The sequence below is a fragment of the Tunturiibacter gelidiferens genome (assembly GCF_014201335.1).
In the GTDB taxonomy this organism is placed as follows: domain Bacteria; phylum Acidobacteriota; class Terriglobia; order Terriglobales; family Acidobacteriaceae; genus Edaphobacter; species Edaphobacter lichenicola_E.
In genome coordinates, this window is the sequence record NZ_JACHEB010000015.1 from 59404 (window position 1) to 84779 (window position 25376).

The following is a 25376-nucleotide window of genomic DNA, read 5'->3' on the forward strand; positions in this document are numbered from 1 at the left end:
GTGATCTATCGGTGCCAGTGCATCTTCCAGCCAAGGTATTTGCTGGCGGCTTCGTGAACCGACGCTGCAGTCGTTGAGAAGTTGGCGGCAACGTGGTGTTCGAAGCCGTTTTCACAGATGAAGCGCAGCAGCTCCTGCATCTTTGGAATCTCGACGACGCCTGCGCCACCAAAGGTTTGAAGAGGATCGTTGGTGAAGGCCCCCTCCCCCACGTAGCCATTGATCTGGCCGGCAAAGTCGTCGGTAGAGAAGCGGGCGAAGCTCATAGCGCCAGCTTTTACAGTGCCGTCGAGCGTGCCATGAGTGTTTTCCTTGCCGACGGTTCCGGCGATGATTTGCTGGAAGTCCATCTTCACTCCTTCGTTGAAGAAGTGTTTGGGTAGATTCGAACAATGGAAGCAGACTGCCTTGTCGGGGTTGTCTCCGTAGTTGTTGTTCCAATCGAGTAGCGCGCTGGGAGTTTCGCTTGCGAGCGTGAGCGCATACATGCTCAGGGTCCCGAGAATATCGACCTCGCAGGCCGACGGGATCAGATTCTCGCTCATCATGCTCATCACTGTGCAGGGAACAATGCCGAGGAACTCTTCGAGGGAGGTCCAACACTGCACGGCGCTCACGGTCAGTTCACTCGCGGACATCCACTGATCGATCACTGCGCCGAGCTTGGCCATCTTCATTAGTGCGGCGTCGGGCGTGTCGCCGATGGGGATGTACTTCTTGATGGCAGCGAGTTTCTGTTGCGCAGCGTCGTCGATGTCATTCATGCGGCTGATGCGGCCCATTACTTCGCTTAGATCGAGCGTCTCGACCGTAATGCCTGAACGCTCGAGCAGCTTTTCGGAGTATCGAACGGTATTGAATGCCGTGGGGCGAGCACCAATTGCGCCGAAGCGAACATTCTTCAGACCACGAACGATGCGGCATACCGCTGAGAACCATTCGAGGTCTGCGCTGAACTCGGCCGAGTCGGGAGCTTCCGTATGGAGGCGAGTCAACGAGTAGGGAATTCCATACTGCTTCAGGTTGTTGCAGATCGACATCTTGCCGCAGAAGCTGTCGCGACGAAATGCAATCGACATTTTGCCGGCATGGTCGGGTGTTGCCTGAATCAGCACAGGCACCTGCAGGTTTGCCAGCCGCAACGTATCGGCGAGGCCGCGCTCTTCGCCGAAGTTCGGCAGCGTGATGATGATGCCATCAATCTCGGCCGCATGTTTTTTGAAGAGGTCGGCACATTTTTTTGCGTCTTCATAGGTCTCTACGGCGCCATGAGCAGTTTCTTCCGGCGTAAGGACGATCGGCTTGATCCGCTTAGCCTCGAGCGCAGCAACCATCTCGAGCCGTCCGCTGGTAGCCAGGTGGCTCGGAAAAAATCCACGATTGCCTACAATCACGCCCATCGTCATCTGTTTTGTCATGACAAACCACCTTCTTTCTCCTTCGAATCTATCGAAAGTTTTGAGACGAGCCCACTTGTTTGTGTGAATCGCTTTTCCGGAACCGGTACTCTATCCTGTAAGGGGCTTCATTTAAGCCTCAAAGGAGACCAATGCAAGTGAAGAGACTAGGATTTTTCGTTTTGGCGTCTGCGCTTACTGTATCGACGTCAGCCAGCTTTGCCCTCGCTCAGGATAGTGTCGGGCATGACGTGAAGGCCGCAGGAACCGACACGAAAGATGCAACAAAAGATGTGGGCCATGGCGTGGCCACTGGTTCTGAAAAGACGGCTTCCGGCACGAAGAAGGTCTATCACAAGACCGTTAGCGGGACCAAGACCGCTGCTGATAAGACCGCCGATGGGACAAAGACGGCTGCCGACAAGACAGCCGACGGCACTAAGACCGTGGGCAAGGATATCGGTCATGGCACTAAGGTCGCGGCGAAGGACACAGCGCACGGCACCGAAAAGGTCGGCGATAAGATCGTCGGCAAGCCTACTCCGCAGTAGTACCGCCTGACCACAGCGCTATCCCTTGAGCCTGCGTTGTCGGGCTCAGGGGGAAGGCCTTAACTTGCGATATTTAACGTGTTCGAGATTTGTTGTGGCGACGATACTGCCGCCGCGAGCGCTACCAGGGCCACCCAATAGAGATCCGCTCCCAGCAGATGCAGGATCTGCATCCACACCGGCGCCAGTAGAAGAACATCGGCTAACCCAAGCGCAAATTGGAAGGCGAGCAGTCCGACGACAATCGCCGCTAACTTGCCCTCTCCAGCTCGCCGGGCTTGTCCTATCAGCCACAGCACGAATGCCGCTGCGACTATAGCGCTGACCGGGTGTACGCCACGCAGCCGCAGCAGCCAGGGCGAATCCGCTGCAAAGTCCTGAGCGAACGCCGCTCGCAGCGAGGAAGCAGGGAAGAGGGTATCTCCCAACGCTGCGAGGGACCCGCTGACTCCGACCACCAGGGTCGCTCCAAGCCCGAGCAAAGCCCAGGTCTTTTTCGTCTTACTTCCCCTCAGCTCGGCCCATCGCTGTCCCGTGGTCAGCAGCCGGGCGGTCAGGGTCAACGCGGCGAGGAGTAACAATGTATTACTCAGATGAATGGAGAGCACTACAACTCGTCCCATGGACTGATTGCCTGTCACATAGCCCAACTTCACCAGCAACGCGCCGAGAAAAGCCTCATTGAGCAGTAACAGCATGGACGCAACGGCAAATGCTCGTGCCGCGAGACCCTTCACGGTGCCGCGGAAAGTCCAGATCAAGAGCCCTATCACTAGAAAGGTCGAACCGCCGGTCATGCAGCGATGTGTAAATTCAATGATGGTGTCGATTCGAGGCGAGAGCGGAATGACCTCTCCATTGCAGAGGGGCCAATGGTTTCCGCATCCGGCGCCAGATCCTGTGGCCCGCACCAGTGCTCCCCAAAGGATTACCAGCACGTTGTAGCCGACGACGGCCCAACCAAACCTCACCAACGCACGAGACACCTCAGGCCTCGTCGTCGATCCACCTGGCACCTTCACTGCTCCAGCCGTAGCCATAGCCTTATTCTACGCAGCTTTGACGAGGCTGTTTCAAGCCCTACCCGTTCGCCAACTCCTTCGCCCGCTGTGTCGCTCGCTTGACTGCTTTGATCAAAGTTACGCGCAGGCCACCCTCTTCAAGTTCGAGAATGCCATCGACGGTGCACCCTGCGGGTGTCGTTACGGCGTCCTTGAGAAGGGCAGGGTGGTAACCGGTCTCGAGCACCATCCTTGCCGAACCCAGCGTCGTCTGCGCAGCCAGCAGGGTCGCGACATCGCGCGGCAACCCTACGTTCACGCCAGCTTCGGCGAGCGCTTCGATGATGATGTAGAGGAACGCCGGCCCGGAGCCGGAAAGCCCAGTCACTGCGTCCATGTGTTTTTCATCGACAACGACCGTGCGGCCGACCGTCTGGAAGATCTTCTGCGCTACTGCCATCTGCTCCGCAGAGACGAACCGGCCACTGCAGAGTGCCGTAATACCTGCAGCCAGCATAGCCGGAGTGTTTGGCATCGCGCGGATCACAGCAAGTTCGCATCCCGCGCCTTCCTCGATGCTGCGTGTCTTCACCGACGCTGCAAAAGACAGTACGGTCTTCTTTGGAGTGAGGGCGGGTTGGATCTCCTCGATCACAGCCGGCACCTGTGTAGGCTTTACACCCAGCAAAATCACATCCGCCAGTTGCGCTGCTGCGAGATTGTCGGTTGTGACCTCAACGCCGAACTGTGCCGACAATGCTTGCGCTCGTTCCGGATGTTGAACAGTAGCAAAGATCTGTTCCGGCGCCAGTAGGTTGTTCTTCAAGAAGGCTTGCAGCAGGATGCCGCCCATCTTTCCTGCGCCCAACACCGCTACCCGCAGCCCCGGCATCACCGGAGCTGGAACCAACACTTCATAGCTTTCGCTCATCTCCAAAGGCTATCAGACAGAGCTTTTTTCACGCAGGCTACTTTTTCTGAGCAGCGATCCAGGCATCGATGCGCTGCTCCAGTACGTCCATCGGAAGTGCGCCGGAGTCGAGCACTTGATCGTGAAACGCCTTGATATCGAACTTGGGACCAAGTGCTGTCTTCGCGCGTTCCCGTAGTTCGAGGATCTTCAACTGGCCCATCTTGTACCCCAGCGCCTGCGCGGGCCATGCGATGTAGCGGTCCACCTCGGACTGAATGTTGGTCTCGTCGATAGCTGAGTGATCGTGGAAGTAATCGACCATCTGCTGTCGCGTCCAGTGCTGCGAGTGAACGCCCGTGTCGACGACCAACCGTATCGCTCGCCATATATCCGCCTCCAGACGCCCATAGTCGCTGTAAGGGTCTTTGTAGAAGCCAACGTCCTTGCCAAGACGCTCGCTATAGAGTCCCCAGCCCTCGGTATATGCGGTGTAGTAGGTGTACTTCCGGAACTCCGGAATGCCAGTCAATTCCTGCGCGATTGAGATCTGCAGGTGGTGACCTGGAATGCCTTCGTGATACGACACTGCTTCAACCGGGGCCAGCGAGCGCTCGGCGAAGTTGTACTCGTTGACATAGACTCGGCCGGGTCTGCTTCCGTCGGCTGTGCCGTTGTCGTAGTAAGCGGCTGACTGATCTTTCTCCATGTACGCCGGCACCGGAACAATCTCCAGCGGAGCCTTAGGTAGACGGCCGAACAACTCAGGCAGCTTCGGCTTCATCCCGGCGATGTACCCCTTGTAATCGTCGATGAGAGCTTCAGGAGAGACGGGGTGCTCTTTCGGATTGGACTTCAGCGCAGCGCTGAAGGTTTTGATGTCCGCGAAGCCAAGGCTCTTCACGATTGCCAGCATCTCGGCCTCATCGCGCTTCACTTCATCGAGGCCTATCTGGTGTATCTCTGCTGCTGTCTTGTTCAGCGTCGTGCTCTGCCGAATGCGGAATGCGTAGTAGGCCTCGCCGTCGGGGAGAGCGGAAGCGCCGATCTCTTTGCGCGACTTCGGGATGTACTCTGCCTTCAAAAATCCGGCAAACCGCTTGTAGGACGGCAGCACACTGATCGAGATTGCATCGAGCATCTCGGACGAAATGCGTTTCTGCTCTGCAGCACTCACGGTCTTAGGAAACTTCTTGAGCGGCAGCGCGAACGGACTCTCCTCCGGCTTCTGGTTCGCGAGCGCCTGGGTCTGCACCAGCGCCTTCTCCATGAGGTACTGCACCTGTACCCGACCTTCGTCCGCGCCCAAGTCCATGTTCGTCATAATCTGCGAGAAGGCATTCGGGATCTTTTTTAGCCGCGTTATGTAGTCGTCGTAGTCTTTCACCGAATCGAATTGCAGCCGGCTCGGCAGCTGAGCTAAGTCGGTGTGGAAGCCGTAAAACTGATTGACCGGCATCTCCCACTCTTTGAACTTCGCTGCCTCCTGCTCCTCGATGAGTTGACGCAGCATCAGATCCGCGGACAGTTTTTCCTGATCGGTAAGGCCAGTTGTATCGATCTCGGAAAGCTTCTCAATGTAGTCGCGGCCACGCGCCAACGCAGCGTTCAACGCCTGGGTCGAGTAGTCGGTAAGTTGATCGTCGTAGCGTTTATCGCCGATTGAGGAAGCAAACTCGGGCGAACGTTTCAGGCGGTCTTCCCATATTTGCGTGAAGAGACTGGACAGGGCCTTGCTCTGTGCAGCGACCGATGGGGCGGTCGACGCCGCGGTCAACGACTGTGCCTGCATAACTTTTGGCGTTCCATTCAAAAAGCAAACAAGCACCAACCCACTCGCACATCTCAACCGCAATCTCGTCATGATCTCCTCAATCCTGACGTTTAGTCTAACGTGGCGAGCCGTGTATCTGCAGTCCCTCGGTACTTCATCAGCGGTGTTTTGTTGCAGTTTCGGCGAGCTTTACTGCAGCACCGCCGAAGCCGAAGCATCCAGCATCCGGTAGAGGGTCGAGCGGCTGATCCCCAGCACCTCGGCCGCGCGCACTTTGTTGCCTCCGCAGACCTTCAGAACTCGCAACACATGTTGTTCGACTACATCCTGCAATCGCGCACTCTCTGCGATCCCGTCCTCTGTCGATGACGGAACATCTTCAACGAGGGGAGGCAGATGATGCGATTCGAGCACATCCCCCTCAACTCGCGACAGGCTGCTCCGTACTGCTGCTTTCAGCTCCCGTACATTTCCGGGCCAACTGTAGTTAAGCATGCGTTCCATCGCTTCGTCGGCGATCGTTGGTACCTTGCTCCGGTAGAGCGGCGCTAACTGAGACATAAAATATTTCGCCAGATCTGGGATGTCGCCTCTTCGCGCGCGTAGCGGGGGCAGCGTGATCTCCACCATGGCGAACCGTTGGTAGAGTTCCTGCTGAAATCGTCCAGCAGAGGCTAAGATCTTCAGGTTTTCGCTCGTCGCCGCAATCATCCGCAAATCAAGCTTGCAGGGGTCCATTTGATTCTGCACGTGATTCTGCGTCGAATCGTGCCGCCGCAGCAGGCGCAACAGGCTAAGCTGCGTCTGTAAGGGCATCTCGTGGATTCCATGGAGAAAGAGCGTTCCGCGATGAGCCATCTTCGTCAGACAGCCAAGTGCATCCGCATTTTCTTTCAGATGCTCGGACACGGCCTCTTCAAGAACCGCTCCGTGGCACATTACAAACGGGCCGTCGGCCACATGGCTCATACCATGCAGCGCACGAGCCACCTGTTCCTTTCCGGTTCCGGCCTCGCCACTTATCAGCACAGTTCTAAAGTGCGGGCCGATCCGTCGCACCTGCAGTCGTAGCCTTTTGATCTCCGCACTGTAGCCCACGATCTCGAAGCCGCTGCCCTCAGGCCAAGGCTCTTTGGCAAGTCCTCGAGAAGGTTCAGTGAAGGTCGGAGAATCAGATCGCGTGATCGACATGGCTGTTTCTTACATCGGCAAAATCCAGCTTCCGTTCAGCCATAAAACGCGAAAAACCGGAGACCGCCCAGTGCTGCAGCGGATCTCCGGCTTTAGATTTCAACAGCTTCCGGGCTTAGGCGGTCGTCGGCGCGCAGTAAGTATCGAACGCACGCTGAAGCTCCTGGGCAATCGCCGGAGCGGTCGAGGTCTCGATCGCCGAACGCTGCATCAGGTAGACCAACTGGCCGTCGCGCAGAATGGCAATCGCCGGCGAGGTCGGAGGATGTCCGCCGAAGTAGCTACGCGCCTTCTCGGTTGCGTCGCGGTCCTGTCCTGCGAACACCGTCACGGCGTGATCGGGCTTTGCGGTATGCTGCATCGCCAGACGAACTCCCGGACGCATCTTGCCGGCTGCACAACCGCAGATGGAGTTGACCACCACCATCGTCGTTCCCGGCTTTGCAACCGCTGCATCGACCTCGGCTGCACTGCGGGCCTCCGTCAAGCCTGCGCGCGTCAACTCCTCGCGCATCGGAATCACCATAATCTCTGGATACATAACACTCTCCCTTTTAACCCATTTTGCTCGCGGGTAAAAGCCGCGCTTATCTCGATTGTACGGTCTCGCGCCCTCGCCGCGCCACCTCTGTCTCTGGAACAGGCCGCCGGTGTTGTACTCTCTAACCCGTGCCCCCTCGCGACCTCCAAATTCAGGAGAACATTCCGCTCGCCCCCTACACGACCTTCCGCATCGGCGGGCCCGCTCGTTTTTTCTGCGAAATCACGACCTCGGAACAGCTTATCGAGGCCGTCACCTTTGCGCGAGAACGCAGTATTCCCATCTTTGTACTCGGCGGCGGCAGCAACCTGCTGGTGACCGATCGTGGGTTCGACGGCCTGGTCCTTCGTGTCAAAATCGAGGGATCTATCAATATCGGCGGCGGCTACCGAGACGATAGGCCCAAGCAAACGAGCGTGACCTACGACGTCCCCGGCGGAATGGATTGGGACGCCTTCGTCCTAAAAGTCGCCAAGGCTGATATCACGGGTATCGAGTGTCTTGCAGGCATCCCGGGTCTTGTTGGGGGTGCACCCATTCAGAACATCGGAGCCTATGGACAGGAGGTCTCCACCAGCATTCTTTGGGTTCATGTACTCGATCTTGAAACTCTCAAATTTGTCAGTCTGACTGCTGAACACTGTGGCTTCGCCTACCGCCGTAGCATCTTCAACACCACCCATCGCAATCGGTACATCGTCGTCTCGGTAACCTTCCGGTTGGACCTCGATGCAACACCGAGTCTCCGCTATGCCGACCTGAAAGAGCACTTTTCGGGTCGAACTTCAGGGCCAAAGCCGATTGAGATCTATCACGCGGTTCGCAATATCCGTCAGGGCAAGGGCATGTTGATCGTTGAAGGCGAGGCCGACTGCCGCAGCGCGGGCTCCTTCTTCAAGAATCCGGTAGTTCCCACCTCTGTTTTGGAAAACATAGCCGCCACCTTGGCCATCCCTGCCGATAAGATTCCCCATTGGACGGCTGGTGAGGACCTGGTCAAGCTACCCGCCGCGTGGCTTCTCGAACGGGCCGGTTTCGTCAAAGGCTTCCAACTAGGAGAAGCGGGCATCTCCTCCCGTCACACCCTTGCTCTGATCAACCGCGGCCATGCCAGCTTCGCCGACATCGCAGCTCTCCGCGATACCATTCAGAGCGAAGTTGCCCATCGCTTCGGCATTCAGCTTGAACAGGAGCCAGTTCAGGTGGGTCTCTAAGACCCACTCTTAAGACCCACTCTTTAGCTGGCTCATCAGCCGTTGACGTTCGTCCTTCAACGCGTCGCTCGCAGGGCCCTGCTGCACGACCCGGCCGTCCGCGATCCTGATCACCTCAGCATCGAGTTGAAAGGCCTCGCCCACGTCGTGTGTCACAGAGAGCACGGGAATCTTATGGCGCATAAGATATTCGCGCAGGCCGCCAACAAGTTCGTCTCGCATCGCGTAATCCAAACCTGAGAATGGCTCATCAAGCAACAGTAGCGTGGAGCTGGGCCCTTCATATGTGACCGCCGAGATAACCGTGCGCGCCACGGAAACTCTCTGCTTCTCGCCTCCGCTTAATTCGTGAGGCTTTCGATCGAGAAGATCCTGGATACGGAACAGCCTCATGGTCTCCTCGATGGCTTTTTGGGCATCGTCAGGCTTCGTACTCCAACCGAGACCATAAACAGCATTGGAGCGGACGGTCATATTAGGAAAAAGCCAAGCCGTCTGTCCCGCGCTCCGAACCGGCCGACGATGCGCGGGCACAAACACACCGGATGCCCGGTCCACCAATACGTCGCCGCCCCGCGCGATCGAACCAGCATCCGGACGCACGAACCCGGCAATTGTCCGCAGCACGGTCGTCTTACCGCTGCCGGAGGGTCCGAACAACACGGTCCACGGATGGGTGAGCGCGAAGCTAACGTCGAGCGAAACTGCCCCCACTCGATGCTTCATCCTCACCGTCAGCAGGTCTTCCGACAGACTATCGGACAATGTCAGCCTGCCTTCCATCTACCTTGCGCATCGAGGGCAGAAGATAGATCGCCAGGAGTGCCACCATCGCAAAGCCAATCAGCACCAGCGCCGTTCGGTTCGCCGCCGCGTAGTTTCCGTCCTGCACCAGATCGTAGAGGGAGATGGAAAGCGTTCGTGTTGCCCCGGGAATATTGCCGCCAAGCATGAGCACGACGCCGAACTCCCCTACCGTGTGCGTAAACGTCAGCACCGCGCTCGTCAGCAGGGAAGTGCGCGCCATCGGCACCACCACCGAGACGAACACCTTTGCGGGCCTCGCGCCCAACCCGGCAGCGGCTTCGATAAATCCTCGATCCACTGCCTGAAACCCAGCCACCAGCGGTTGCACGGCAAACGGCAGGCTGTACAGAACCGATCCAATCAGCAGTCCCTCGAAGCTGAAGGCCAGCGGATGTCCGAAGATTCGGATCAGCAGCCTTCCCGGCGCAGTCAGCGGCCCCATCGCGACCAGCAGATAGAAGCCAAGCACCGTTGGCGGCAACACCAGCGGCAGTGCCACGATTGTCTGCACAAGAGCACGCCCCGACCCGTGTCCGGAGGCGATCCACCATGCTAGCGGCACTGCCACCAACAGAAGAATCGCCGTCGTCCCCACGGCCAGTCGCAACGTCAACCAGAGCGCGTCGAAATCCATTGCGCCAGTCTATGACATTCGTGGGTGCTCACCGCGGAATACGAAGATGACTACTTCACTGCAGCGAGACCCATCTCACTGAGTTTTGCCTGAACCGCCGGCGACAGCATCCAGTCGAGGAATGCGTGCGCCTCCGCTTTGCGATCGGACTTCGCCATGGTCACAGCACATTGCCGTATCTCCGTGTACTGCGAAGTCGGAACCAGCACGTAGGTGCCAATATCTTTGAAGTGCGGCGTGCTTGCAGCGGTCATCGATATCAAACCAAGCTGTGCATTTCCCGACTCAACAAACTGCGCTGTCTGCGTAATGTTTTCGCCCACGACAAAATGCGGAGACACTTGATCGTAGATCTTCATCCGTCGCAGGGCCTCCGCTGCCGCTCGTCCATAGGGAGCGTGCAGTTCGTTGGCGATTGCCACCCGCGTAACCTTGGGGTCGGTCAGCCGCTCCATACTAAGCGGCAGCAGACCAGAGTCCTTCCTTGCCCACAGCACCAGCGTGCCCTTGGCGTACGCTACCGGCGCTGTTTCATCGGCCAGACCCGCTGCCACGACCTTCTCCGGGAAGAAGAAATCCGCTCCCAGAAAAATATCCATCGGAGCGCCGTTCATAATCTGGGTCGCCAGTGTCGACGATGATCCGAAGCTGACGACCAGCTTCACTCCCGTCGCTTTTTCGTACCCCTGTGCAAGCACCGGCATTACCGGCTGCAAGTCCGCAGCGGCTGCAACCCGCAACTCTTTCTGCGCCCAGGCGCTTCGACCGCCAAGAACCACCCCCAGACAGATAGCAAGACACACAAGGGCCGCAGACGCACCTCGACCTTTGCGATAGGCTAGTAGCAACCATGAAAGTAGCAACACATCACCTCAGATGCACAGAATGCGGGACCGTCATCGGCAAGGATGAGGTTAGCAGCAACTTTCGCTGCCCACTGTGCAATGGTCTCTATGAAGTTGTCTACCCATGGACCAACGCCACTGCCGGCCCCGAAAGCCGCCTGCCGAATCCCAGCGCCCTCCGCTGGCTGTGGCAGGAGCGTCGGTCGTCCTCGATGGCCATCGACCAGTCCGGAGTGTGGCGGTTCCGCGATCTGCTCCCCATCGTCGATGACCTCGAAAAAGTCGTTACCCTCCGCGAAGGCAATACCCCTTTCTATGATCTTCCCCGCTGCGCCAAAGCTGCCGGCATCGACTGGCTTCTCGCCAAACACCAGGGCATGAACCCTACCGGCTCCTTCAAGGACACGGGCATGACCACCGCTCTCTCGGTTGCCGCTCAGCGGGGCTTCGACTGGGTAGCCTGCGCCTCGACGGGCAACACCTCTGCCGCCATGGCTGCCTACGCCGCGCGCGCCGGGCTGCGCAGCATCGTCTTTATCCCCGAGGGCAAGATCGCCTGGGGTAAGCTCTCGCAGTCGATGGACTACGGCGCCCTGACCATTCAACTCAAGACCGACTTCGACGGTTGCGTCAAAATCCTCGGCGAACTCGTGAAGCAGTTCCCCATCTATCTGCTCAACTCGGTCAACCCCTACCGTCTCGAAGGCCAGAAGACGCCGGCCTTCGAACTCCTCGAGCAGATGGAGTGGCAGGTTCCCGAGCACGTCATCGTTCCCGGGGGCAACCTCGCCAACTCCTCCGCCCTTGCCAAGGGCTTTGCCGAGATGCACGAGCTTGGCCTCATCCCACGAGTTCCGAAGATCAGCATCATCCAGGCCGAAGGCGCGAATCCCCTCTACCGGAGCCTGCAGGAGAACGGCGGCGAAAGCCTAACTCCGGTGGTCGCAAACACCCGGGCAACCGCCATCCGCATTGGCAATCCCGCCTCCTGGCGCAAGGCCGTCAACGCACTCCAGACAACAGGCGGCTGGTGCGAGCAGGTCATCGAGCAGGAGATCGCACTCGCCAAGGCCGAGATCGGCGCTGAAGGCGTAGGCTGCGAGCCCGCTTCCGCTGTCACTCTCGCTGGCCTCAAGAAACTCGTGGCACAGGGCAAGATCACCGCAGAGGAGCGCGTCGTTCTGATCCTCACCGGTCACACTCTCAAAGACTCGGCCTACACCATCGACTATCACCGCAACGAATTGTTCTCAGACGCTGAAAAAGCTGCACTTAGTCCTTTAGAGCAATCTCAGCATGCCGCTCTACGCAAGCCCCCAATCGTCCTCGAAGCGGACCCCAGCCTCGTCCTCCGCACGCTTGAATCCCACATGAATCAGCCTCAGCCAGCATGAGCGCACTCACTACGAAAGATCCGGGTAAACCTTACCACCTGCGCCTGCCCGCAACTTCGGCCAACCTCGGCCCGGGGTTTGATGCTCTCGGGCTCGCGATGGCCCTCTATCTCACCATCGACACCACCGTCGCCGACAGCTTCCATATCGATGCCACCGGCCGCAACGCGGACCTCTGTGCCAAACTGGAAGACAACCTCATCCTGACGACCTACGTCGACGTTCTTGCGACTGCCGGAGTTATGGCCCCCAGGCTTCATCTCCAACTCCAGAACGAAATACCCCTAGGAATGGGCTGCGGCTCGAGCGGATCGGCGCTTCTGGCTGGCGTACTTCTGGCAAATCACTTCGGCAATCTTGGGTGGAACGGTCAGCAGATCCTCAGAGAAGCCTGCTGCCGCGAAGGCCACCCAGACAATGTTGCGGCTTGTTATCTTGGTGGAATGACGGCTTCTTCTGTCAGGGAAGATTCAGTTATTACAGCAACTTGTGGGGAACGCTTAACCTGGGGCTTGACGCTTGCTTTGCCTGCGGGCAGCCTCGCAACAAAAAAAGCCCGAGCTCTCCTTCCGGCCCACTATTCCAGGGAAGATGCAGTTGCCAATATTCAGTCCACTGCTCTCCTCGTAGCGGCGTTTGCGCAGGGGCGCGGCGACCTCCTGCGCACTGCCATGCAGGACCGCATTCACCAGCCCTACCGCATGAAGGCTTGTGCGCTACTTCCCCTGCTCCTACCGCTTACCGGGAATCCCGGCGTTCTTGGTGTCGCTCTAAGTGGCGCTGGCCCGTCAGTGCTAATCATCACGGAAGACGCTGTGCCTTCCGCCCTTCCCGCGATAGTTCGACAAGCCGCCGGAGATCAATCACTTGAAGTCCTTCAAACCAGAATCTCTCCCGGAATACTTGAGGCCTAAGCCTGATTTAGCTCAACCTAAAGGGCTTAGGCACTTAGGTAACAATACAGTAATGATCATTTTGTTACCTAAGAGTTCTTTACGAATTGTAAAAAGAACCGTACTTTAGCCGAGTGGGCAGTTCTGGGGAGGGCTGCTACGCCGCCCGTTGACCTCTTCATCAGAGGTCCGGGCGTTTCCTCTTTAAGTGGTATTTTGCTAGCTGAAACTATCAGTTCAAAATTGCATCTATTATTGAGAAGACTGCATTGCACCGGATGGGTGTTAAAAGTGCAGAGCATTCTGGAGGAAGATAAATGGCAGGACAGTTCGTCACCGAAGTAAATGACGCAAACTTTGAAAGAGATGTACTTCAGTCGGCCGAGCCGGTTATGGTCGATTTTTGGGCGGCATGGTGTGGACCCTGTCGCGCACTCGCCCCGGTCGTCGATGAGGTTGCCACTCACTATCAGGGCAAACTCAAGGTTATGAAGATGGACGTCGACTCCAACACTGCAACCCCGATGCGATATGGCATCCGTGGTATTCCCGCCCTGCTCATCTTCAAGGATGGCAAGGTTGCTGAGCAGATCGTTGGCTTCGTCCCCAAGGACACCATCGACAAGTCCGTGAATAAGGTCTTAGCGTAAGTCTGAAGTTACGCAAAAGTACGGCCCGCTGAGGTTCAACTCGCGGGCCGTCTTCGTTTGCACGCTGATTCGTGCTCCAAAAGCCAGCTACGCGCGGGGCGGTCACTTCGTGACCTGTATACCCCTTCGGTTGGCGCTCCCGCTGGTCGCGATGAAATTACTCTGCCGACCATCGGGAGGCCCGGGCGAAGCGGTTGCGCCCCACGAAGTGGGATAAACTCAAGCCTTAATGTTCGAGTGGATGCTCTTTCGCATAATCATGGTGGCCTTTTTCATCCTGGCCAGCAGCTTCTTCGTGGCTGCCGAGTTCGCCCTGGTCAGCGTCCGCGAGACTCGCATCCAGCAACTGATCGCCTTGGGCCGTCCCGGAGCCCGCACGGCGCTTAAGCTCAAACACTCCATCGATGAATTCCTTCCTGCCGTCCAGCTTGGAGTCACCGTCGCCGGTCTTGCTCTCGGCTGGATCGGCGAACCGGCAGTTGCTGAGATCATCCTCAATTTTCTCGGTGGTCCGCTCCATCGTTTGCCCCCCCACGCCCTCATTTACGCGCACACTGGCGCGGTCATCTTCGCTTTTTCGCTGATCACCTACTTCGAAGTCCTCCTCGGCGAGCTCGTCCCCAAGTCGCTCGCACTCCAGCGGACCGAACGCATCGCGCTCGCCGTCGCCGGTCCGATGGACGTCTTCATCCGCCTCACGCGTCCCGTCGTAAAGTTGATGAACGCCTCAGCTGCGGTCGTCCTCAGACTCTTTCGCGCTCCGTTGCGTGGCGAAGGCGCCGTGCATTCGCCCGAAGAGCTGAAGCTAATCGCAACCGCTACCCGTCGCATGGGCCTGCTTCCCGTCTTTCAGGAAGAGATCATCCACCGCGCCATCGAACTCAATCACGTCACGGTGCGCGAGATCATGACTCCGCGCGGCAGCATCTTCTCGCTCTCCGCCGACCTGCCGCTCCAGCAGGCCTCCGCCCGAATCGTCGAGGAGCAGCACTCCCGCGTCCCGGTATACGACCCCGCCAGCGGCCACGAGCACATCATCGGCATCGTCTACTCGAAGGACATCTCCCGCCTCATGCACTTCCGCACCGTCGCCCTTTCGCTCGGCGGCAAAGGCGAGTCCAGCCTCACCCTCCGTCAAGTCATGCGCGAGCTTACGGTTGTGCCCGAGACCAAGCTTGCCATCGAGCTTCTTCAAGAGTTCCAGGAGCGTCGCCGCCACATCGCCATCGTCGTTGACGAATTCGGCAGCACCGTCGGCCTGGTCACCGCCGAAGACGTCCTCGAGCAAATTGTCGGCGAGTTGGAAGACGAGTTCGACATCAGCAAATCCCCGCTCCTCAGCACCACCGGAGCCATGTCTCTCGACGGCAGCACCACGCTCCGAGATCTCGGCAACCAGCTTCATTGGACCTTCCCCCGCGAAGCCGGCGTCGAAACCCTCGCTGGCTTTCTCCTCGCGAACCTGGGCCACATCCCCACCGTCGGCGAGAGCGTCGAGTACGAAGGCCGTCGCTTCGAGGTCGCCGAGATGGCTGGCCGTCGCATCAGCCGTGTCATCGTAGAGGATATTGCTCCACCGCCGAGCCAGATCGAAGACGAAACCGACAGCAGGGAAGCCATTCAGTGACCGAGAACCGCACCACAGCTCTCTGGAAGCCCATCCGCCGCATTCTCCTAACCCTCCCAGTTCTCTGGGTTGTCGTCTCAGTCGTCTTCCTCCTCATCCACCTCGTTCCTGGCGACCCCATCGTCCAGATGCTCGGCGAAGGAGCTACGGCCTCTGACATCGACGCTCTCCGCCACTCCTACGGCCTCGACGCTCCGCTCAGCCAGCAATACGCCCACTACTTGCACGGCGTCCTCCACGCCGACCTGGGCCAGTCCCTCCGCCTCCACGACTCTGTCGTCCACCTCGTCCTCCAGCGCTACCCCTATACCCTCACCCTCACAGCTGCGGCTTTGCTCATTGGCATCGCGCTCTCCATCCCGGCCGGCATTGCTTCGGCTCTCCATCGCAGCCGCTGGCAGGACCGCACCCTCGGCGTCGTCTCTCTCGTAGGCCTTTCCTTCCCTAACTTCGCGCTCGGTCCAATCCTGATCCTCATCTTCTCCATCCAGTTCGGCTGGCTTCCGGTCTCGGGAGCGGGCAGCGGCGACGCGATCAGCTTCCTCCTGCACCTCATACTCCCGGCAGTGACGCTAGGCCTTAGCCTGGCTGCCATCCTCACCCGCATGGTCCGGACCGCCATGCTCGAAGAGCTTAACCAGGACTACATCCGCACCGCCCGCGCCAAAGGGCTCACACAAAACGCCGTCGTCTACCGGCACGCCCTGCGAAATGCTCTGATCCCCGTCCTCACCGTCATTGGGCTGCAGTTTGGCAGCCTTCTTGCAGGCGCCATCGTAACCGAAACAATCTTCAGCTGGCCCGGGATCGGCCGGCTCACCCTGTCGGCCATCTCCAATCGCGACTATGCGCTGGTTCAGGGATGCATCCTGGCGGTGGGCCTAACTTATGTTGTAGTGAATCTCCTCACCGACATCGCCTACACTGTAGCCAATCCGCGTATGCGGGCCGAATGACCGCGCCCAAAGAAGGAAGCATGAAATCCAGGCTCATCATCAGTTACACCACTGCGGCTCTGCTGACAGTCCTCGCCGCTGGCGCCCCGGCGCAGACCAAATCTTCAGGGTCTGAACCGGTCCCGCCCTTGCTGCGTCCCAAGCCTCCGGCCATCGAACCCACCATGCCGCCCGCACATCCCTTCCACGACTCCCGCTACGGAGTTACATTCACCGTTCCGGCCGCCTGGGATATCACCCGCAAAGATGCCGAGGTAAGCACCTTCAACCTCGACGCTCGATCAATCGCTCGCACCACCCAGTTGCGCGCCGTAGCGAGCATCGATTTCAATCCGCACCCCAACTCTACCTTCAGCGGAGCACTCTTCTACTTCAGCGTCACGCCCCATCTCACTCCAGCCGAGTGCAGTGCCCAGGCGACCGTCAAAGAGCCGCGCACCGCGTCCACCGCCCAGATCGGCGGCCTCTCCTTCACTCACGGCTACGACGAGCACGGCGGCATCTGCACCGAATCCCGCGACGAGATCTATACCACCCCCCACAACAACTCCTGCTACCGATTCGACGCCGTCATCAACACCTTCTGCGGCGGCGACGTCAGCGGCGTGCAGGACATCACTCCGCACGAACTAGATGCCGTCCGCATGCGCATGCAGAAGATCCTCGACTCGGTCCACTTCGACACCAACTAGGGGCAGCTCATAGAAGTCGCGGATTAGGGCTTGCTTGCGATGACCTTGCCGCCGCGAATCGCGTAGCGAACCTGCGTGAACGCGAGCGAGTCTGTTGCTGGATCGCTCGACAGCACCGTCAAATCGCCCGCCATTCCTATCTCAACCCGGCCCTTCTCTTTGCTGACATGAAATCTTTCGGCCGGCGCCGTCGTCAGCATTGCCAGAACATCGCGAAAAGTCAGGCCAGCGAGCGCCAGCTGTCGATACTCCTCCGTCACGCTATAGTCGGTCAGGAAACCGGTATCGGTGCCGAACAGAAGCTGTCCGCCAAACTGATGAAACTTCAAGACGACCGACCTTATCTGAGCGATGTTCGAATCATGAGAAAAGAGTTTGAGCGTCGGAATCATCGACATGTGACGAGTTATCATCTGGAGAAGAAGAGCGTCGTCAATTCCTTCAAGATCCTCTGGAGAATGAGCTAAAACATCGACTCCGCTCTCCATCGCCACACGAGTTCCCGCAAGATTCGAAGGGTGAGCGAAGACAAGCTGGCCGTGCTCGTGACCAGCCTTCGCAGCTGCAGTAGCAATATCAAGTGGCATCGGGACGATATGTCCGGGAGCCACGATAGAACCCGTAAACAGCTTCACAATATCCGCGCCCGCCGCGATGTTCTTCTGAACAGCCGCTGCGGCTTCGGCCGGAGTGTCAGGCTGCGGCAGCTGAGCCAGCACCTCAGGCGGCATATCCTTCACATAGTAGGGAAGCGCGTGTGGCGGAAAAAGCCCCGCGCCCGCCGTATAAATACGTGGCCCCAGCACCTCTCCGGATTCGATACGACGACGAAGAGCAACGGTGTTATCTGGAATCGAAGCAGTATCGACAACCGTTGTAAAACCGGAAAGCGTGAGCATCTCTCGCAACTGTTGCGCCAGCTTTTCGGCAGGTTGATGCGCCGCATCGATCCACTTGGCCTCAGTAAAGTGAACATGCGTATTCCAGAAGCCGGCTAACACGACACATCCGGTGCAGGGCAAGGTCGCGACACCATGCGGAATAACGACATGCTCTCCAACTGCGGTAATCTTTCCGCCGCGGATTAAGATCGTTGCGTGGTTGACGGCCTGCGCCTCTGGCGACGGATAGACCTTTGCATCCACGATTGCAAGATCCTGTGCGATCGCCTTACAGAGTCCAGAAAGACACAACAGCAAAAGAAAGACAATTCGCATGCGGCATTCTACGAAATCCGCTGAGACAAAGTTCAAAGCTGTAATGCGTCAGACACAAATCCCGAAACATAATCCTCGATAGGATTACACTCTTCCTAGAAGCGTCTGACCGTCTCCGAGGACTCGAATGAAGCCAAAGAATCTGCCCACAACGCCCTCCACCTCCGATCGCCGTACCTTCCTGAAGACTGGAGGCGTCGCCGCCGCAGCTCTCTTGACCAAAGGCGCAATTGCAGCTGAAACACCGCGCACGCTCCCGCCGCTCCCCGACAACACAAAGACGGTTGCCGCTATGCCTACGCGCAACCTCGGCAAGACCGGCTACAAAGTCGGCATTTTCTCGCTTGGCGGCCAGGCTTCTCTGGAGAAGCCCGCGAACTTCGACGTCGCCGTCCCCATCATCGAGCGCGCACTCGACCTCGGCGTCAACTACATCGACACCTCCTCCATCTACGGTGGACCAGAGCGGTGGAGCGAGCAGTACGTCGGCCGCGTCATGAAGACTCGCCGCAATGAAGCCTTCCTCGCCACCAAAACCAAAGAGCGCACCCGCGACGGCTCCCTCCGAATGATCGAGAAATCGCTCCAGCTGCTCAACACTGATCACGTCGATCTCTGGCAGCTCCACGATGTCGGTCTCCCAGAGGATGTCGACGCCATCTTCGCCAAGGGCGGCGCGATGGAAGCTCTCATCGAGATGCACGATCAGAAGGTCGTCCGCTACCTCGGCGTCACCGGCCACTACCGCCCTGAAGCCCTCATCGACGCGGTCAATCGCTACAACTTCGACACCATTCTGATGGCGATGAACGCCGCCGACACCCACATTCACAGCTTCACCGACAAGCTCCTCCCGCTCGTCGTCGAAAAGCAGATGGGCATCATCGGCATGAAGGTCCCCTCACGCGGTCGTCTCCTCGCCTCGTGGACTCCGCCATCGCTCGACGCCCAGCGCCACTCATGGGAAGGCTCCGCCATCGCGCATCGCCCCGGCGTCATGACTATGAAGGACGCGATGAACTTCACTCTCACGCAGCCCGTCAGCACCGTCATCATCGGCTGCGACAACATTGCTCAGCTCGAAGAAAACGTGCATATCGCAAGAAACTTCACGCCTCTCTCAAACTCCCAGATGGCCGCCCTCAACGAACTAGCCGCGCCAGTAGCCGAACAATCCCTCTTCTTCCGCTTCACCGACCGCAGCAAAGGCTAATACTGCGCCGCAAAACTGATCGCAGTGTGCTCCTGATAGATCACACAACTAGAAGTTGCCGATAACCCGACTTTGAAGGGGTTCACGGCGCATCGACGTCGGGATACGGGGTTGTGCTCACTTTGGGAGTTAAGTAGCCGAAAACGCCGCTCTCAGGAGTCCATGCCGGTGTCTGTCCCGCCATTCTTGCCATGAATGGATTCCCGACAATGTAGACGAATGGTCCCTCGCGTCCAGTCCAATTCCGACGGAAGCTGCAGGGCGCATACCCCGCCACGTTGCCCACGATCAGGAGAGACCCGTCTTCGAGGAGATCTCCGACCCCAATATCGACACAGGGATAGATGTTCTCGGAGTCTTTGTAAACCCGCTGGACGATGTACTCGACAATGTCTTCTGTGATCCGAGGGTGCGCTTTGCCTAGCCATTGAAACGCGAATCTGCGTGGAAGTCTCTTGTGCGTGGTTTCTTCAGCCAGCACGATTACTTCTTCTAGGGTCCGTGCAACGAATGCAGCGAAGGACTCACGTTGCATGTTTCCTCACGATCTGGCTCCGATTCTTTTCTATCGTAAAAGCGCTCTTCGGTCAGCACACGAAAAACGGGTTATAGGTAAATTCGGATACCGGGACCACCACTACCCAACCACCAACTCCTTCACACTAGCCTCAACCCCATCCTCCACCGTCACAAACCCCACCGTGATCGGCAAAGAAAATCTTCGCGGCCCTGCGCTCCCAGGATTGAAGTAAACTACCCCATCTTTCACGGTCACCGAAGCTTTATGCGAGTGGCCGCTCACCACCATCGCCACGCCAGCCGCCTTGGGATTGATATCCAGATCATGCACCGAGTGCACCAGATAAAACAGCGACCCACCTAACTCCACCACATCGGTAGCAGGCAACTCCGCACAAGCGCCCGACGAATCCACATTCCCACGAATCGCCGTCAGCGGAGCGATCTCGCGCAGCGCGTCGAGAATCGCAATATCCCCAACATCGCCCGCATGCAGAATATGTTCCACTCCACGCAGTGCGGTCAAAGCCTCCGGCCGCATCAACCCATGCGTGTCGGAGATCACTCCGATCAACATCGAATCACCGCCATCAAGATAGCCCGTTACGCCAGCTTCAAACTCTGCAGCGAAGCATACGACTGGCTCAACTGCGGATCGTGACTTCTATCCGGATCGATACGCAACTCGAACGTCGTCACGCCCTTCAGATCAACCGGATAGTCTTCAATCTCCTCGGTCGAACCGTTCGGCGAAAAAGCCCACTGCTGCCTCACCACTTCCTTCAATTCAGATCCCGCTCCCGCGAAGACCGCGAACTCCTGCGATCGCTCTGACGTCTTATCCACAAACTGCAGATGAATTCGTTTGATCGTCTGCGGCTCATCGAAGTGCAACCGGATCAACTGCGGCCCCGTCGTTGCAGCTCGCCATCCCTCCGTCACCTTCTTGCCCAGCGCATTCTCAATCGGAAACCCCTCGTCCTCGGAGCTGATCTCCACGCGGGCAATCCGCTCCAAATCACGCCACAGATCGCTGATAGGAGTTGCCGTTGTAGTCGAAGGTGAAACGATACTCTTGCGCATCTTTATTGCCTCTCAGTTCCAAGGCCAAGCATATCTGATAACCCATCGCCACGTTTACAGCCCAGCCCCAAGCCTCGTTCGCGGATCGAGATAATCCCGCAGTGCATCCCCGATAAAGTTGAAAGAGAGCACGCAAAGCATTACCGCCATCGCCGGGAAAAAAACCAGATGCGGCGAGTCAAAGAGATGCGACCGCGCATCGTTCAGCATCGATCCCCAACTAGCCGCAGGCGGCGGAACGCCCAACCCGAGAAAGCTCAACGTAGCCTCAGCCAGCACCGCTCCCGCCATCCCAATCGCCGCCTGCACGATCAGCGGCTGCAGAATATTCGGCAAAATGTGCCGCGTCATGATGCGAAGATCGGTAGCCCCCAGAGCCCGCGCCGCCTCAACAAACTCCCGCTCCTTCACCGCCATCACCTGCGCCCGCACCAGCCGCGCGTACCCGACCCAGCCCGAGATCGCCAGCGCAAGAATCACATTCCCCAGGCCGGGCCCCATAAACGCAACGAACGCAATCGCCAGCAGAATTCCCGGCAGCGCAAGAAACGCATTCGTTACATAGATATTCACGACTGTGTCCGTCCACCCGCCGTAAAACCCGGCCAGCCCACCCGCGACCAGCCCTACTGCCAGCGAAAGCCCCACCACGCTCACCGCCACCACCAGCGAGATCCTCGCGCCAAACAAAGTTCGCGAAAGAATGTCCCGTCCCAACTCATCCGTGCCGAACCAATGCGCCCACGAAGGCCCCATCAGCCGGCCCGTCAGATCCAATTGCGCAGGATCCTGCGGTGCCAGCCACGGAGCAAACACTGCGCACATCGCAAACAAGACGAGCAGCGCGACGCCCACGGCCGCCAGTGGCTGTCGCTTCGCAATCTCCACCATCGATGGTCCCGGAGCAACACCGGCGTTTGCAACAGAAGTACCCACGCCCTAAATCCTACATGCTCGTTGGCGGGGGAATGGAAGCGGATTTTTGTCGCGAACCCTTGACCTAAGATGAGAACAGCTTCGTGAGATTCGTAAGTCTCAAAAGTTCCTGCAGGCGCGGAGTCAGGTTCTCCAGCCTCAGCTGGCAGTAGCCTTCGTTGATGGCCGAGACCTTCAGTCCCACCAGCGTGCCCAGTCCCAGACTGTCCAGAAAAGTCACATCGTTCAGGTCGATCACGATGATTCCGCCCTGCGGTATTAGCGGCTTCACGATGTCTTTTACCTGGCCAGCCGTCTGGTTGATCAAGCGGCCATGGCACCGAACGGTCGTCACCTTCACGCCATTCTCAGTCGAGTTCTCCACAGTGCAATTAAAGGCAACTTCCGGTGTCTCGGTCACGCAATCTCCTGAATTTTGAGCTATCGAGAAATGTACTCCTAAGCGAATCGTGCCTTTATTAATTTCCGGTTACGCCTAAACTCCTGAAAACGCTCATCCGAGGTAACTCACGCAGCGACAACAGATGTGCCGCGTACTGAATCAAACCTAGACAGTGACCCGAATGGGGTTTTGAGCTAATTTACGAAGCATATAGGGTTGAAGAATGAAGGAACTCCGCCGTCTCGCCATTGCAATCCCCACAGTTCTCCTTGTCATCTGCCTCGCGGCAGCCTGGTGGACACGAGGTGCCATGGCCCACATGCCATTTCTCAAAGCCAATGGTGGTCACGGCAATAGCCTCGTCGACCAGCGCCCCTGGCAGACCATCGAGTCGCTCGTTCCCCTTGCGGTCTCCGCCGAGGAGCAATCCTTCGCCCACGAGGCCGCCCGCCTCGCTGACCATGAAGTCGACCAGGCCTTCGCCCTCGCCCTTCGCGAAGCGACCTTCCAGACCCGCACCCTCACCGGCGACGCCCTCGCTGTTCAACAAAGAGTCACCCAGCTTCAGGCCCTGGTCAAGGAAGACCAGGGAAAAGTTGACGCCCTGACAACCTCACTCAAGCAGCCCAACGGAACGACAGCAAGCTCCGACGATCTTGACGCCGCCAAGGCCCAACTCCAACTCGACAGCGATGAACTTGGCGACGCAACTGATCTACTCTCCCGCGCCAGCGGCGACAAACGCGGCCAGATCCAGCAGGAGCTCACCGCCCGCCAGGCCGCGATGAAGAAGTACGATGCCTCCCAGTCCAACACCGGCGGCCAGATTGGGGTCCTCTCCGCTCGCCGCTACGGCACCCTCTACGGCCGCATCTCCTCCTGGTTCGACCAGCGCAGCCGCATGGCCCTCATTGAACAGGCCAAAGCTGAAACGGATTCCGACGTCGCTACCCTCTCCGCGAAGCACGCCGACTTCGAAAGGAGAGTCGCCGCCGCCGCGGCAAACATCAACGCATCCGGCGCCAATGCACCCACGGACACAGTAAAAGCCCGCGTCGCACGCCTGAACAAGGCTCACGCCCTCTCGCAGATGCACAGCATCGTCGAGGATCAGCTCCAGACTCAGCAGCAGCTCTCTACCACCTACGGCAAATGGCTTGCACAGGTCCGAGTCCAGCACGCGATCGTCGCCCACCTCGCACTGCAATCGTTCTCGCTCATTGCGTTTCTTATCCTCTGTGGCGTCCTACTCACCACACTGTGTGGCAAGTTCCTCGACGGCGTGCACATGGAGCAGCGCCGACTCCACACACTCCGCACCATCATCATTCTTGGCGTCCAGTTCGTCACGCTCATGCTGGTCCTCTTAGTCGTCTTTGGCGCGCCCAGTCAGGTTCCTACCATCCTCGGACTTGGCGCTGCCGGCCTCACGGTCGTCTTCCAGGACTTCATCCTCGCCTTCTTCGGCTGGTTCATTCTCATGGGCAAAAACGGCATCCGCGTCGGCGACTGGGTTGAGATCAACGGTGTCGGTGGCGAGGTCGTCGAGATCGGTCTCTTCCGCACCGCTCTGCTCGAAACCGGCAACTGGACCGACAAGGGCCACCCCACCGGTCGTCGCGTCACCTTCATCAACAACTTCGCCATCTCTGGCCAGTACTTCAACTTCTCCACTACCGGCCAGTGGATGTGGGACGAGATCACAGTCAACATCCCACCCAGCCTCGACTCCTACAAGACCATCGAAGCGATTCACAATACGGTCATGGAGCAAACCGAACGAGACGCCAAGCTCGCTGAGCAGGAGTGGCAAACCACCACGCGCCACAACGGCCTCAGTCAGTTCAAGGCCACGCCATCAGTCGACATGCGCCCCGCAGCCTCCGGCGTCGACATCGTCGTCCGCTACGTCATCCGCGCCGGCGACCGCTTCGGCATGCGCAACCGTCTCTATCAGTCCGTCATCGATCTACTGCACACACCGGTAGACACAGCGCCGAAACCTAATACCATCGATCAACGAGAGCTGACGAAGGTTTGATCACAGATTAGCCGCCCAGTCCGTCGTCTTGAACCAATACTTCCGCCGCGTGCTGATCCACTTGTCAGCTTTGCGGGCTGCGATCCACGAGTTCAAATAATTGACGAAATCCATGTCTCCGCGTCGCACCGCAAACGCCGCTGGAAACGTTCCCAGCGGAGCCACAGCGGGCACAGCAACTGCATCGGGATAGAGCTTTCCAAGAATCTCTAACCGCGGGCTGTCTGCAACGGCCGCCGCGAGTTTCCCAGCAACCAGATCGGTGAACAGTGCACTGTCCTCCGTGTAGGTCTGGATCGAAGCCTTCGGAAACTCGAGCGCCGCCAGATCCTCCGACGTCATTCCTTCCACCACGCCAATCGTCACTCCCTTTTTGTTGAAGTCCTCCATCGTCTTCAACTCGCCGCCCATCTTTTTGCTCGTCGCAATCGTCACATCGGTCACGTTGTACGGTTCGCTGAAGTTCACTACGAGGGCCCGGCGTGCCTCAATCGAAAAGCCCGCAATAATAATGTCAAAACGATTCGCCTCAAGATCCGGAATCAAGTAGCGAAACTCATCAGGATGAAACTCGACTTCGACGCCCATGTCGCGTGCCAGTTTCCTCGCCACATCGATCTCGAACCCCACCAGCTTTCCGTCTTTATCATGCATTGTCCACGGAACAATCTCTGCCACACCCACTCGCAGCTTGCCGGTCTTCTTGATCTCGGCCAACAGATCCACAGTACTGCGATCCGGCACCACAATCTCCTTCGAGGTATTCGGTAGAACCGGCGGAGCCGGCACCGCGGGCGTCTCCTGCGACACGGCCACCATCGCGCACACCAGCAGCGCAACCAAACCAGCAACCCGTTGCATCGACGCGGAAACTGTAGCATTCTTCATCTCGCGAACTCCTCCTCAGG

The 25376-nt window shown here is 58.3% G+C and carries 26 protein-coding genes; 10 read left to right on the forward strand and 16 right to left on the reverse strand.

Annotated features, from left to right (window positions below):
• Positions 1-5: 5 nt before the first annotated feature.
• A complete protein-coding gene (locus HDF14_RS23985) occupies positions 6-1418 on the reverse strand; it encodes an L-fucose/L-arabinose isomerase family protein (protein WP_183981292.1) in 1413 nt (470 codons plus the stop codon).
• 137 nt (positions 1419-1555) lie between these two features.
• Between HDF14_RS23985 and HDF14_RS23990 the strand changes: the two genes are divergently transcribed.
• A complete protein-coding gene (locus HDF14_RS23990) occupies positions 1556-1948 on the forward strand; it encodes a hypothetical protein (protein WP_183981293.1) in 393 nt (130 codons plus the stop codon).
• A 59-nt stretch (positions 1949-2007) separates the two neighbouring features.
• On the opposite strand, the gene HDF14_RS23995 is transcribed toward HDF14_RS23990, so the two are convergent.
• The 5 genes from HDF14_RS23995 to HDF14_RS24015 form a co-directional block, all read right to left on the reverse strand.
• Positions 2008-2988: a COX15/CtaA family protein gene (locus tag HDF14_RS23995; protein WP_183981294.1), complete on the reverse strand. Its 981-nt coding sequence runs from the start codon at positions 2986-2988 to the stop codon at positions 2008-2010.
• 40 nt (positions 2989-3028) lie between these two features.
• A complete protein-coding gene (gene proC, locus HDF14_RS24000) occupies positions 3029-3880 on the reverse strand; it encodes a pyrroline-5-carboxylate reductase (RefSeq protein WP_183981295.1) in 852 nt (283 codons plus the stop codon).
• A 37-nt stretch (positions 3881-3917) separates the two neighbouring features.
• Positions 3918-5723: a DUF885 domain-containing protein gene (locus HDF14_RS24005; protein ID WP_260698547.1), complete on the reverse strand. Its 1806-nt coding sequence runs from the start codon at positions 5721-5723 to the stop codon at positions 3918-3920.
• A gap of 99 nt (positions 5724-5822) precedes the next feature.
• Complete coding sequence (locus HDF14_RS24010; protein ID WP_183981296.1) at positions 5823-6824, reverse strand: sigma 54-interacting transcriptional regulator; 1002 nt, start codon at positions 6822-6824, stop codon at positions 5823-5825.
• 115 nt (positions 6825-6939) lie between these two features.
• On the reverse strand, positions 6940-7365 hold the full coding sequence (locus HDF14_RS24015) for a BrxA/BrxB family bacilliredoxin (RefSeq protein WP_183981297.1): 426 nt from the start codon (positions 7363-7365) through the stop codon (positions 6940-6942).
• A gap of 128 nt (positions 7366-7493) precedes the next feature.
• Between HDF14_RS24015 and HDF14_RS24020 the strand changes: the two genes are divergently transcribed.
• Positions 7494-8579 carry a UDP-N-acetylmuramate dehydrogenase gene (locus HDF14_RS24020; protein WP_183981298.1) on the forward strand — a complete coding sequence of 362 codons (1086 nt, stop codon included), beginning with the start codon at positions 7494-7496 and terminating at the stop codon, positions 8577-8579.
• A 9-nt stretch (positions 8580-8588) separates the two neighbouring features.
• On the opposite strand, the gene HDF14_RS24025 is transcribed toward HDF14_RS24020, so the two are convergent.
• Genes HDF14_RS24025 through modA form a run of 3 tightly spaced genes read right to left on the reverse strand, consistent with a single transcriptional unit; the run spans position 8589 to position 10886 of the window.
• A complete protein-coding gene (locus HDF14_RS24025) occupies positions 8589-9344 on the reverse strand; it encodes an ATP-binding cassette domain-containing protein (protein ID WP_260698548.1) in 756 nt (251 codons plus the stop codon).
• The gene (gene modB, locus HDF14_RS24030) at positions 9334-10020 is read right to left on the reverse strand and encodes a molybdate ABC transporter permease subunit (RefSeq protein ID WP_183981299.1); all 687 of its coding nucleotides are present in this window, start codon (positions 10018-10020) and stop codon (positions 9334-9336) included. Before modB ends, HDF14_RS24025 begins: the two co-directional genes overlap by 11 nt.
• Before the next feature lie 50 nt (positions 10021-10070).
• A complete protein-coding gene (modA, locus tag HDF14_RS24035; RefSeq protein WP_313899679.1) occupies positions 10071-10886 on the reverse strand; it encodes a molybdate ABC transporter substrate-binding protein in 816 nt (271 codons plus the stop codon).
• Between modA and thrC the strand changes: the two genes are divergently transcribed.
• The 6 genes from thrC to HDF14_RS24065 all read left to right on the forward strand — a co-directional run bounded on the left by thrC (position 10871) and on the right by HDF14_RS24065 (position 17077).
• Positions 10871-12259, forward strand: a complete 1389-nt coding sequence (thrC, locus tag HDF14_RS24040) for a threonine synthase (protein ID WP_183981300.1) — start codon at positions 10871-10873, stop codon at positions 12257-12259. The genes modA and thrC overlap by 16 nt on opposite strands.
• Positions 12256-13173: a homoserine kinase gene (gene thrB / locus HDF14_RS24045; protein ID WP_183981301.1), complete on the forward strand. Its 918-nt coding sequence runs from the start codon at positions 12256-12258 to the stop codon at positions 13171-13173. The genes thrC and thrB overlap by 4 nt, the downstream gene beginning before the upstream one ends.
• A 296-nt stretch (positions 13174-13469) precedes the next feature.
• Complete coding sequence (gene trxA / locus HDF14_RS24050) at positions 13470-13802, forward strand: thioredoxin (RefSeq protein WP_183981302.1); 333 nt, start codon at positions 13470-13472, stop codon at positions 13800-13802.
• A 229-nt stretch (positions 13803-14031) separates the two neighbouring features.
• On the forward strand, positions 14032-15429 hold the full coding sequence (locus HDF14_RS24055) for a hemolysin family protein (protein WP_183981303.1): 1398 nt from the start codon (positions 14032-14034) through the stop codon (positions 15427-15429).
• Positions 15426-16385: an ABC transporter permease gene (locus tag HDF14_RS24060; RefSeq protein ID WP_183981304.1), complete on the forward strand. Its 960-nt coding sequence runs from the start codon at positions 15426-15428 to the stop codon at positions 16383-16385. The genes HDF14_RS24055 and HDF14_RS24060 overlap by 4 nt, the downstream gene beginning before the upstream one ends.
• Before the next feature lie 20 nt (positions 16386-16405).
• Positions 16406-17077: a hypothetical protein gene (locus tag HDF14_RS24065; RefSeq protein ID WP_183981305.1), complete on the forward strand. Its 672-nt coding sequence runs from the start codon at positions 16406-16408 to the stop codon at positions 17075-17077.
• 23 nt (positions 17078-17100) lie between these two features.
• Here the strand turns inward: HDF14_RS24065 and HDF14_RS24070 are convergent, their stop codons facing one another.
• A complete protein-coding gene (locus tag HDF14_RS24070) occupies positions 17101-18294 on the reverse strand; it encodes an amidohydrolase family protein (RefSeq protein WP_183981306.1) in 1194 nt (397 codons plus the stop codon).
• 127 nt (positions 18295-18421) lie between these two features.
• Here HDF14_RS24070 and HDF14_RS24075 point away from each other — a divergent pair, with 127 nt between their 5' ends.
• On the forward strand, positions 18422-19507 hold the full coding sequence (locus HDF14_RS24075) for an aldo/keto reductase (RefSeq protein WP_183981307.1): 1086 nt from the start codon (positions 18422-18424) through the stop codon (positions 19505-19507).
• An 82-nt stretch (positions 19508-19589) separates the two neighbouring features.
• On the opposite strand, the gene HDF14_RS24080 is transcribed toward HDF14_RS24075, so the two are convergent.
• The 5 genes from HDF14_RS24080 to HDF14_RS24100 form a co-directional block, all read right to left on the reverse strand.
• The gene (locus HDF14_RS24080; RefSeq protein WP_183981308.1) at positions 19590-20042 is read right to left on the reverse strand and encodes a hypothetical protein; all 453 of its coding nucleotides are present in this window, start codon (positions 20040-20042) and stop codon (positions 19590-19592) included.
• A gap of 102 nt (positions 20043-20144) precedes the next feature.
• Positions 20145-20603, reverse strand: coding sequence for a metallophosphoesterase family protein (locus HDF14_RS24085; protein ID WP_183981309.1), 459 nt, complete (start codon positions 20601-20603; stop codon positions 20145-20147).
• A 26-nt stretch (positions 20604-20629) separates the two neighbouring features.
• Complete coding sequence (locus tag HDF14_RS24090; RefSeq protein ID WP_183981310.1) at positions 20630-21109, reverse strand: hypothetical protein; 480 nt, start codon at positions 21107-21109, stop codon at positions 20630-20632.
• Between the two features lie 54 nt (positions 21110-21163).
• A complete protein-coding gene (locus HDF14_RS24095; protein ID WP_183981371.1) occupies positions 21164-22000 on the reverse strand; it encodes an ABC transporter permease in 837 nt (278 codons plus the stop codon).
• Positions 22001-22109: 109 nt separating this feature from the next.
• Positions 22110-22445: an STAS domain-containing protein gene (locus HDF14_RS24100; RefSeq protein WP_183981311.1), complete on the reverse strand. Its 336-nt coding sequence runs from the start codon at positions 22443-22445 to the stop codon at positions 22110-22112.
• Between the two features lie 205 nt (positions 22446-22650).
• Here HDF14_RS24100 and HDF14_RS24105 point away from each other — a divergent pair, with 205 nt between their 5' ends.
• The gene (locus tag HDF14_RS24105) at positions 22651-24468 is read left to right on the forward strand and encodes a mechanosensitive ion channel family protein (protein ID WP_183981312.1); all 1818 of its coding nucleotides are present in this window, start codon (positions 22651-22653) and stop codon (positions 24466-24468) included.
• Here the strand turns inward: HDF14_RS24105 and HDF14_RS24110 are convergent, their stop codons facing one another.
• The gene (locus HDF14_RS24110) at positions 24469-25356 is read right to left on the reverse strand and encodes a transporter substrate-binding domain-containing protein (RefSeq protein ID WP_183981313.1); all 888 of its coding nucleotides are present in this window, start codon (positions 25354-25356) and stop codon (positions 24469-24471) included. It lies immediately after the preceding gene.
• Between the last annotated feature and the right edge of the window lie 20 nt (positions 25357-25376).

Bases quoted from the DNA above. Each gene is read 5' to 3' on its own strand.
- proC (WP_183981295.1), bottom strand. From the start codon at position 3,880: ATGAGCGAAAGCTATGAAGTGTTGGTTCCAGCTCCGGTGATGCCGGGG.
- HDF14_RS24085 (WP_183981309.1), bottom strand. From the start codon at position 20,603: ATGTTGATCGGAGTGATCTCCGACACGCATGGGTTGATGCGGCCGGAG.
- HDF14_RS24080 (WP_183981308.1), bottom strand. From the start codon at position 20,042: ATGCAACGTGAGTCCTTCGCTGCATTCGTTGCACGGACCCTAGAAGAA.
- HDF14_RS24010 (WP_183981296.1), bottom strand. From the start codon at position 6,824: ATGTCGATCACGCGATCTGATTCTCCGACCTTCACTGAACCTTCTCGA.
- HDF14_RS23995 (WP_183981294.1), bottom strand. From the start codon at position 2,988: ATGGCTACGGCTGGAGCAGTGAAGGTGCCAGGTGGATCGACGACGAGG.
- HDF14_RS24105 (WP_183981312.1), top strand. From the start codon at position 22,651: ATGAAGGAACTCCGCCGTCTCGCCATTGCAATCCCCACAGTTCTCCTT.
- HDF14_RS24065 (WP_183981305.1), top strand. From the start codon at position 16,406: ATGAAATCCAGGCTCATCATCAGTTACACCACTGCGGCTCTGCTGACA.
- modB (WP_183981299.1), bottom strand. From the start codon at position 10,020: ATGGATTTCGACGCGCTCTGGTTGACGTTGCGACTGGCCGTGGGGACG.
- thrB (WP_183981301.1), top strand. From the start codon at position 12,256: ATGAGCGCACTCACTACGAAAGATCCGGGTAAACCTTACCACCTGCGC.
- HDF14_RS23985 (WP_183981292.1), bottom strand. From the start codon at position 1,418: ATGACAAAACAGATGACGATGGGCGTGATTGTAGGCAATCGTGGATTT.
- thrC (WP_183981300.1), top strand. From the start codon at position 10,871: ATGAAAGTAGCAACACATCACCTCAGATGCACAGAATGCGGGACCGTC.
- HDF14_RS24055 (WP_183981303.1), top strand. From the start codon at position 14,032: ATGTTCGAGTGGATGCTCTTTCGCATAATCATGGTGGCCTTTTTCATC.
- HDF14_RS24015 (WP_183981297.1), bottom strand. From the start codon at position 7,365: ATGTATCCAGAGATTATGGTGATTCCGATGCGCGAGGAGTTGACGCGC.
- HDF14_RS24110 (WP_183981313.1), bottom strand. From the start codon at position 25,356: ATGAAGAATGCTACAGTTTCCGCGTCGATGCAACGGGTTGCTGGTTTG.
- HDF14_RS24075 (WP_183981307.1), top strand. From the start codon at position 18,422: ATGAAGCCAAAGAATCTGCCCACAACGCCCTCCACCTCCGATCGCCGT.
- HDF14_RS24095 (WP_183981371.1), bottom strand. From the start codon at position 22,000: ATGGTGGAGATTGCGAAGCGACAGCCACTGGCGGCCGTGGGCGTCGCG.
- HDF14_RS24090 (WP_183981310.1), bottom strand. From the start codon at position 21,109: ATGCGCAAGAGTATCGTTTCACCTTCGACTACAACGGCAACTCCTATC.
- trxA (WP_183981302.1), top strand. From the start codon at position 13,470: ATGGCAGGACAGTTCGTCACCGAAGTAAATGACGCAAACTTTGAAAGA.
- HDF14_RS24005 (WP_260698547.1), bottom strand. From the start codon at position 5,723: ATGACGAGATTGCGGTTGAGATGTGCGAGTGGGTTGGTGCTTGTTTGC.
- HDF14_RS24070 (WP_183981306.1), bottom strand. From the start codon at position 18,294: ATGCGAATTGTCTTTCTTTTGCTGTTGTGTCTTTCTGGACTCTGTAAG.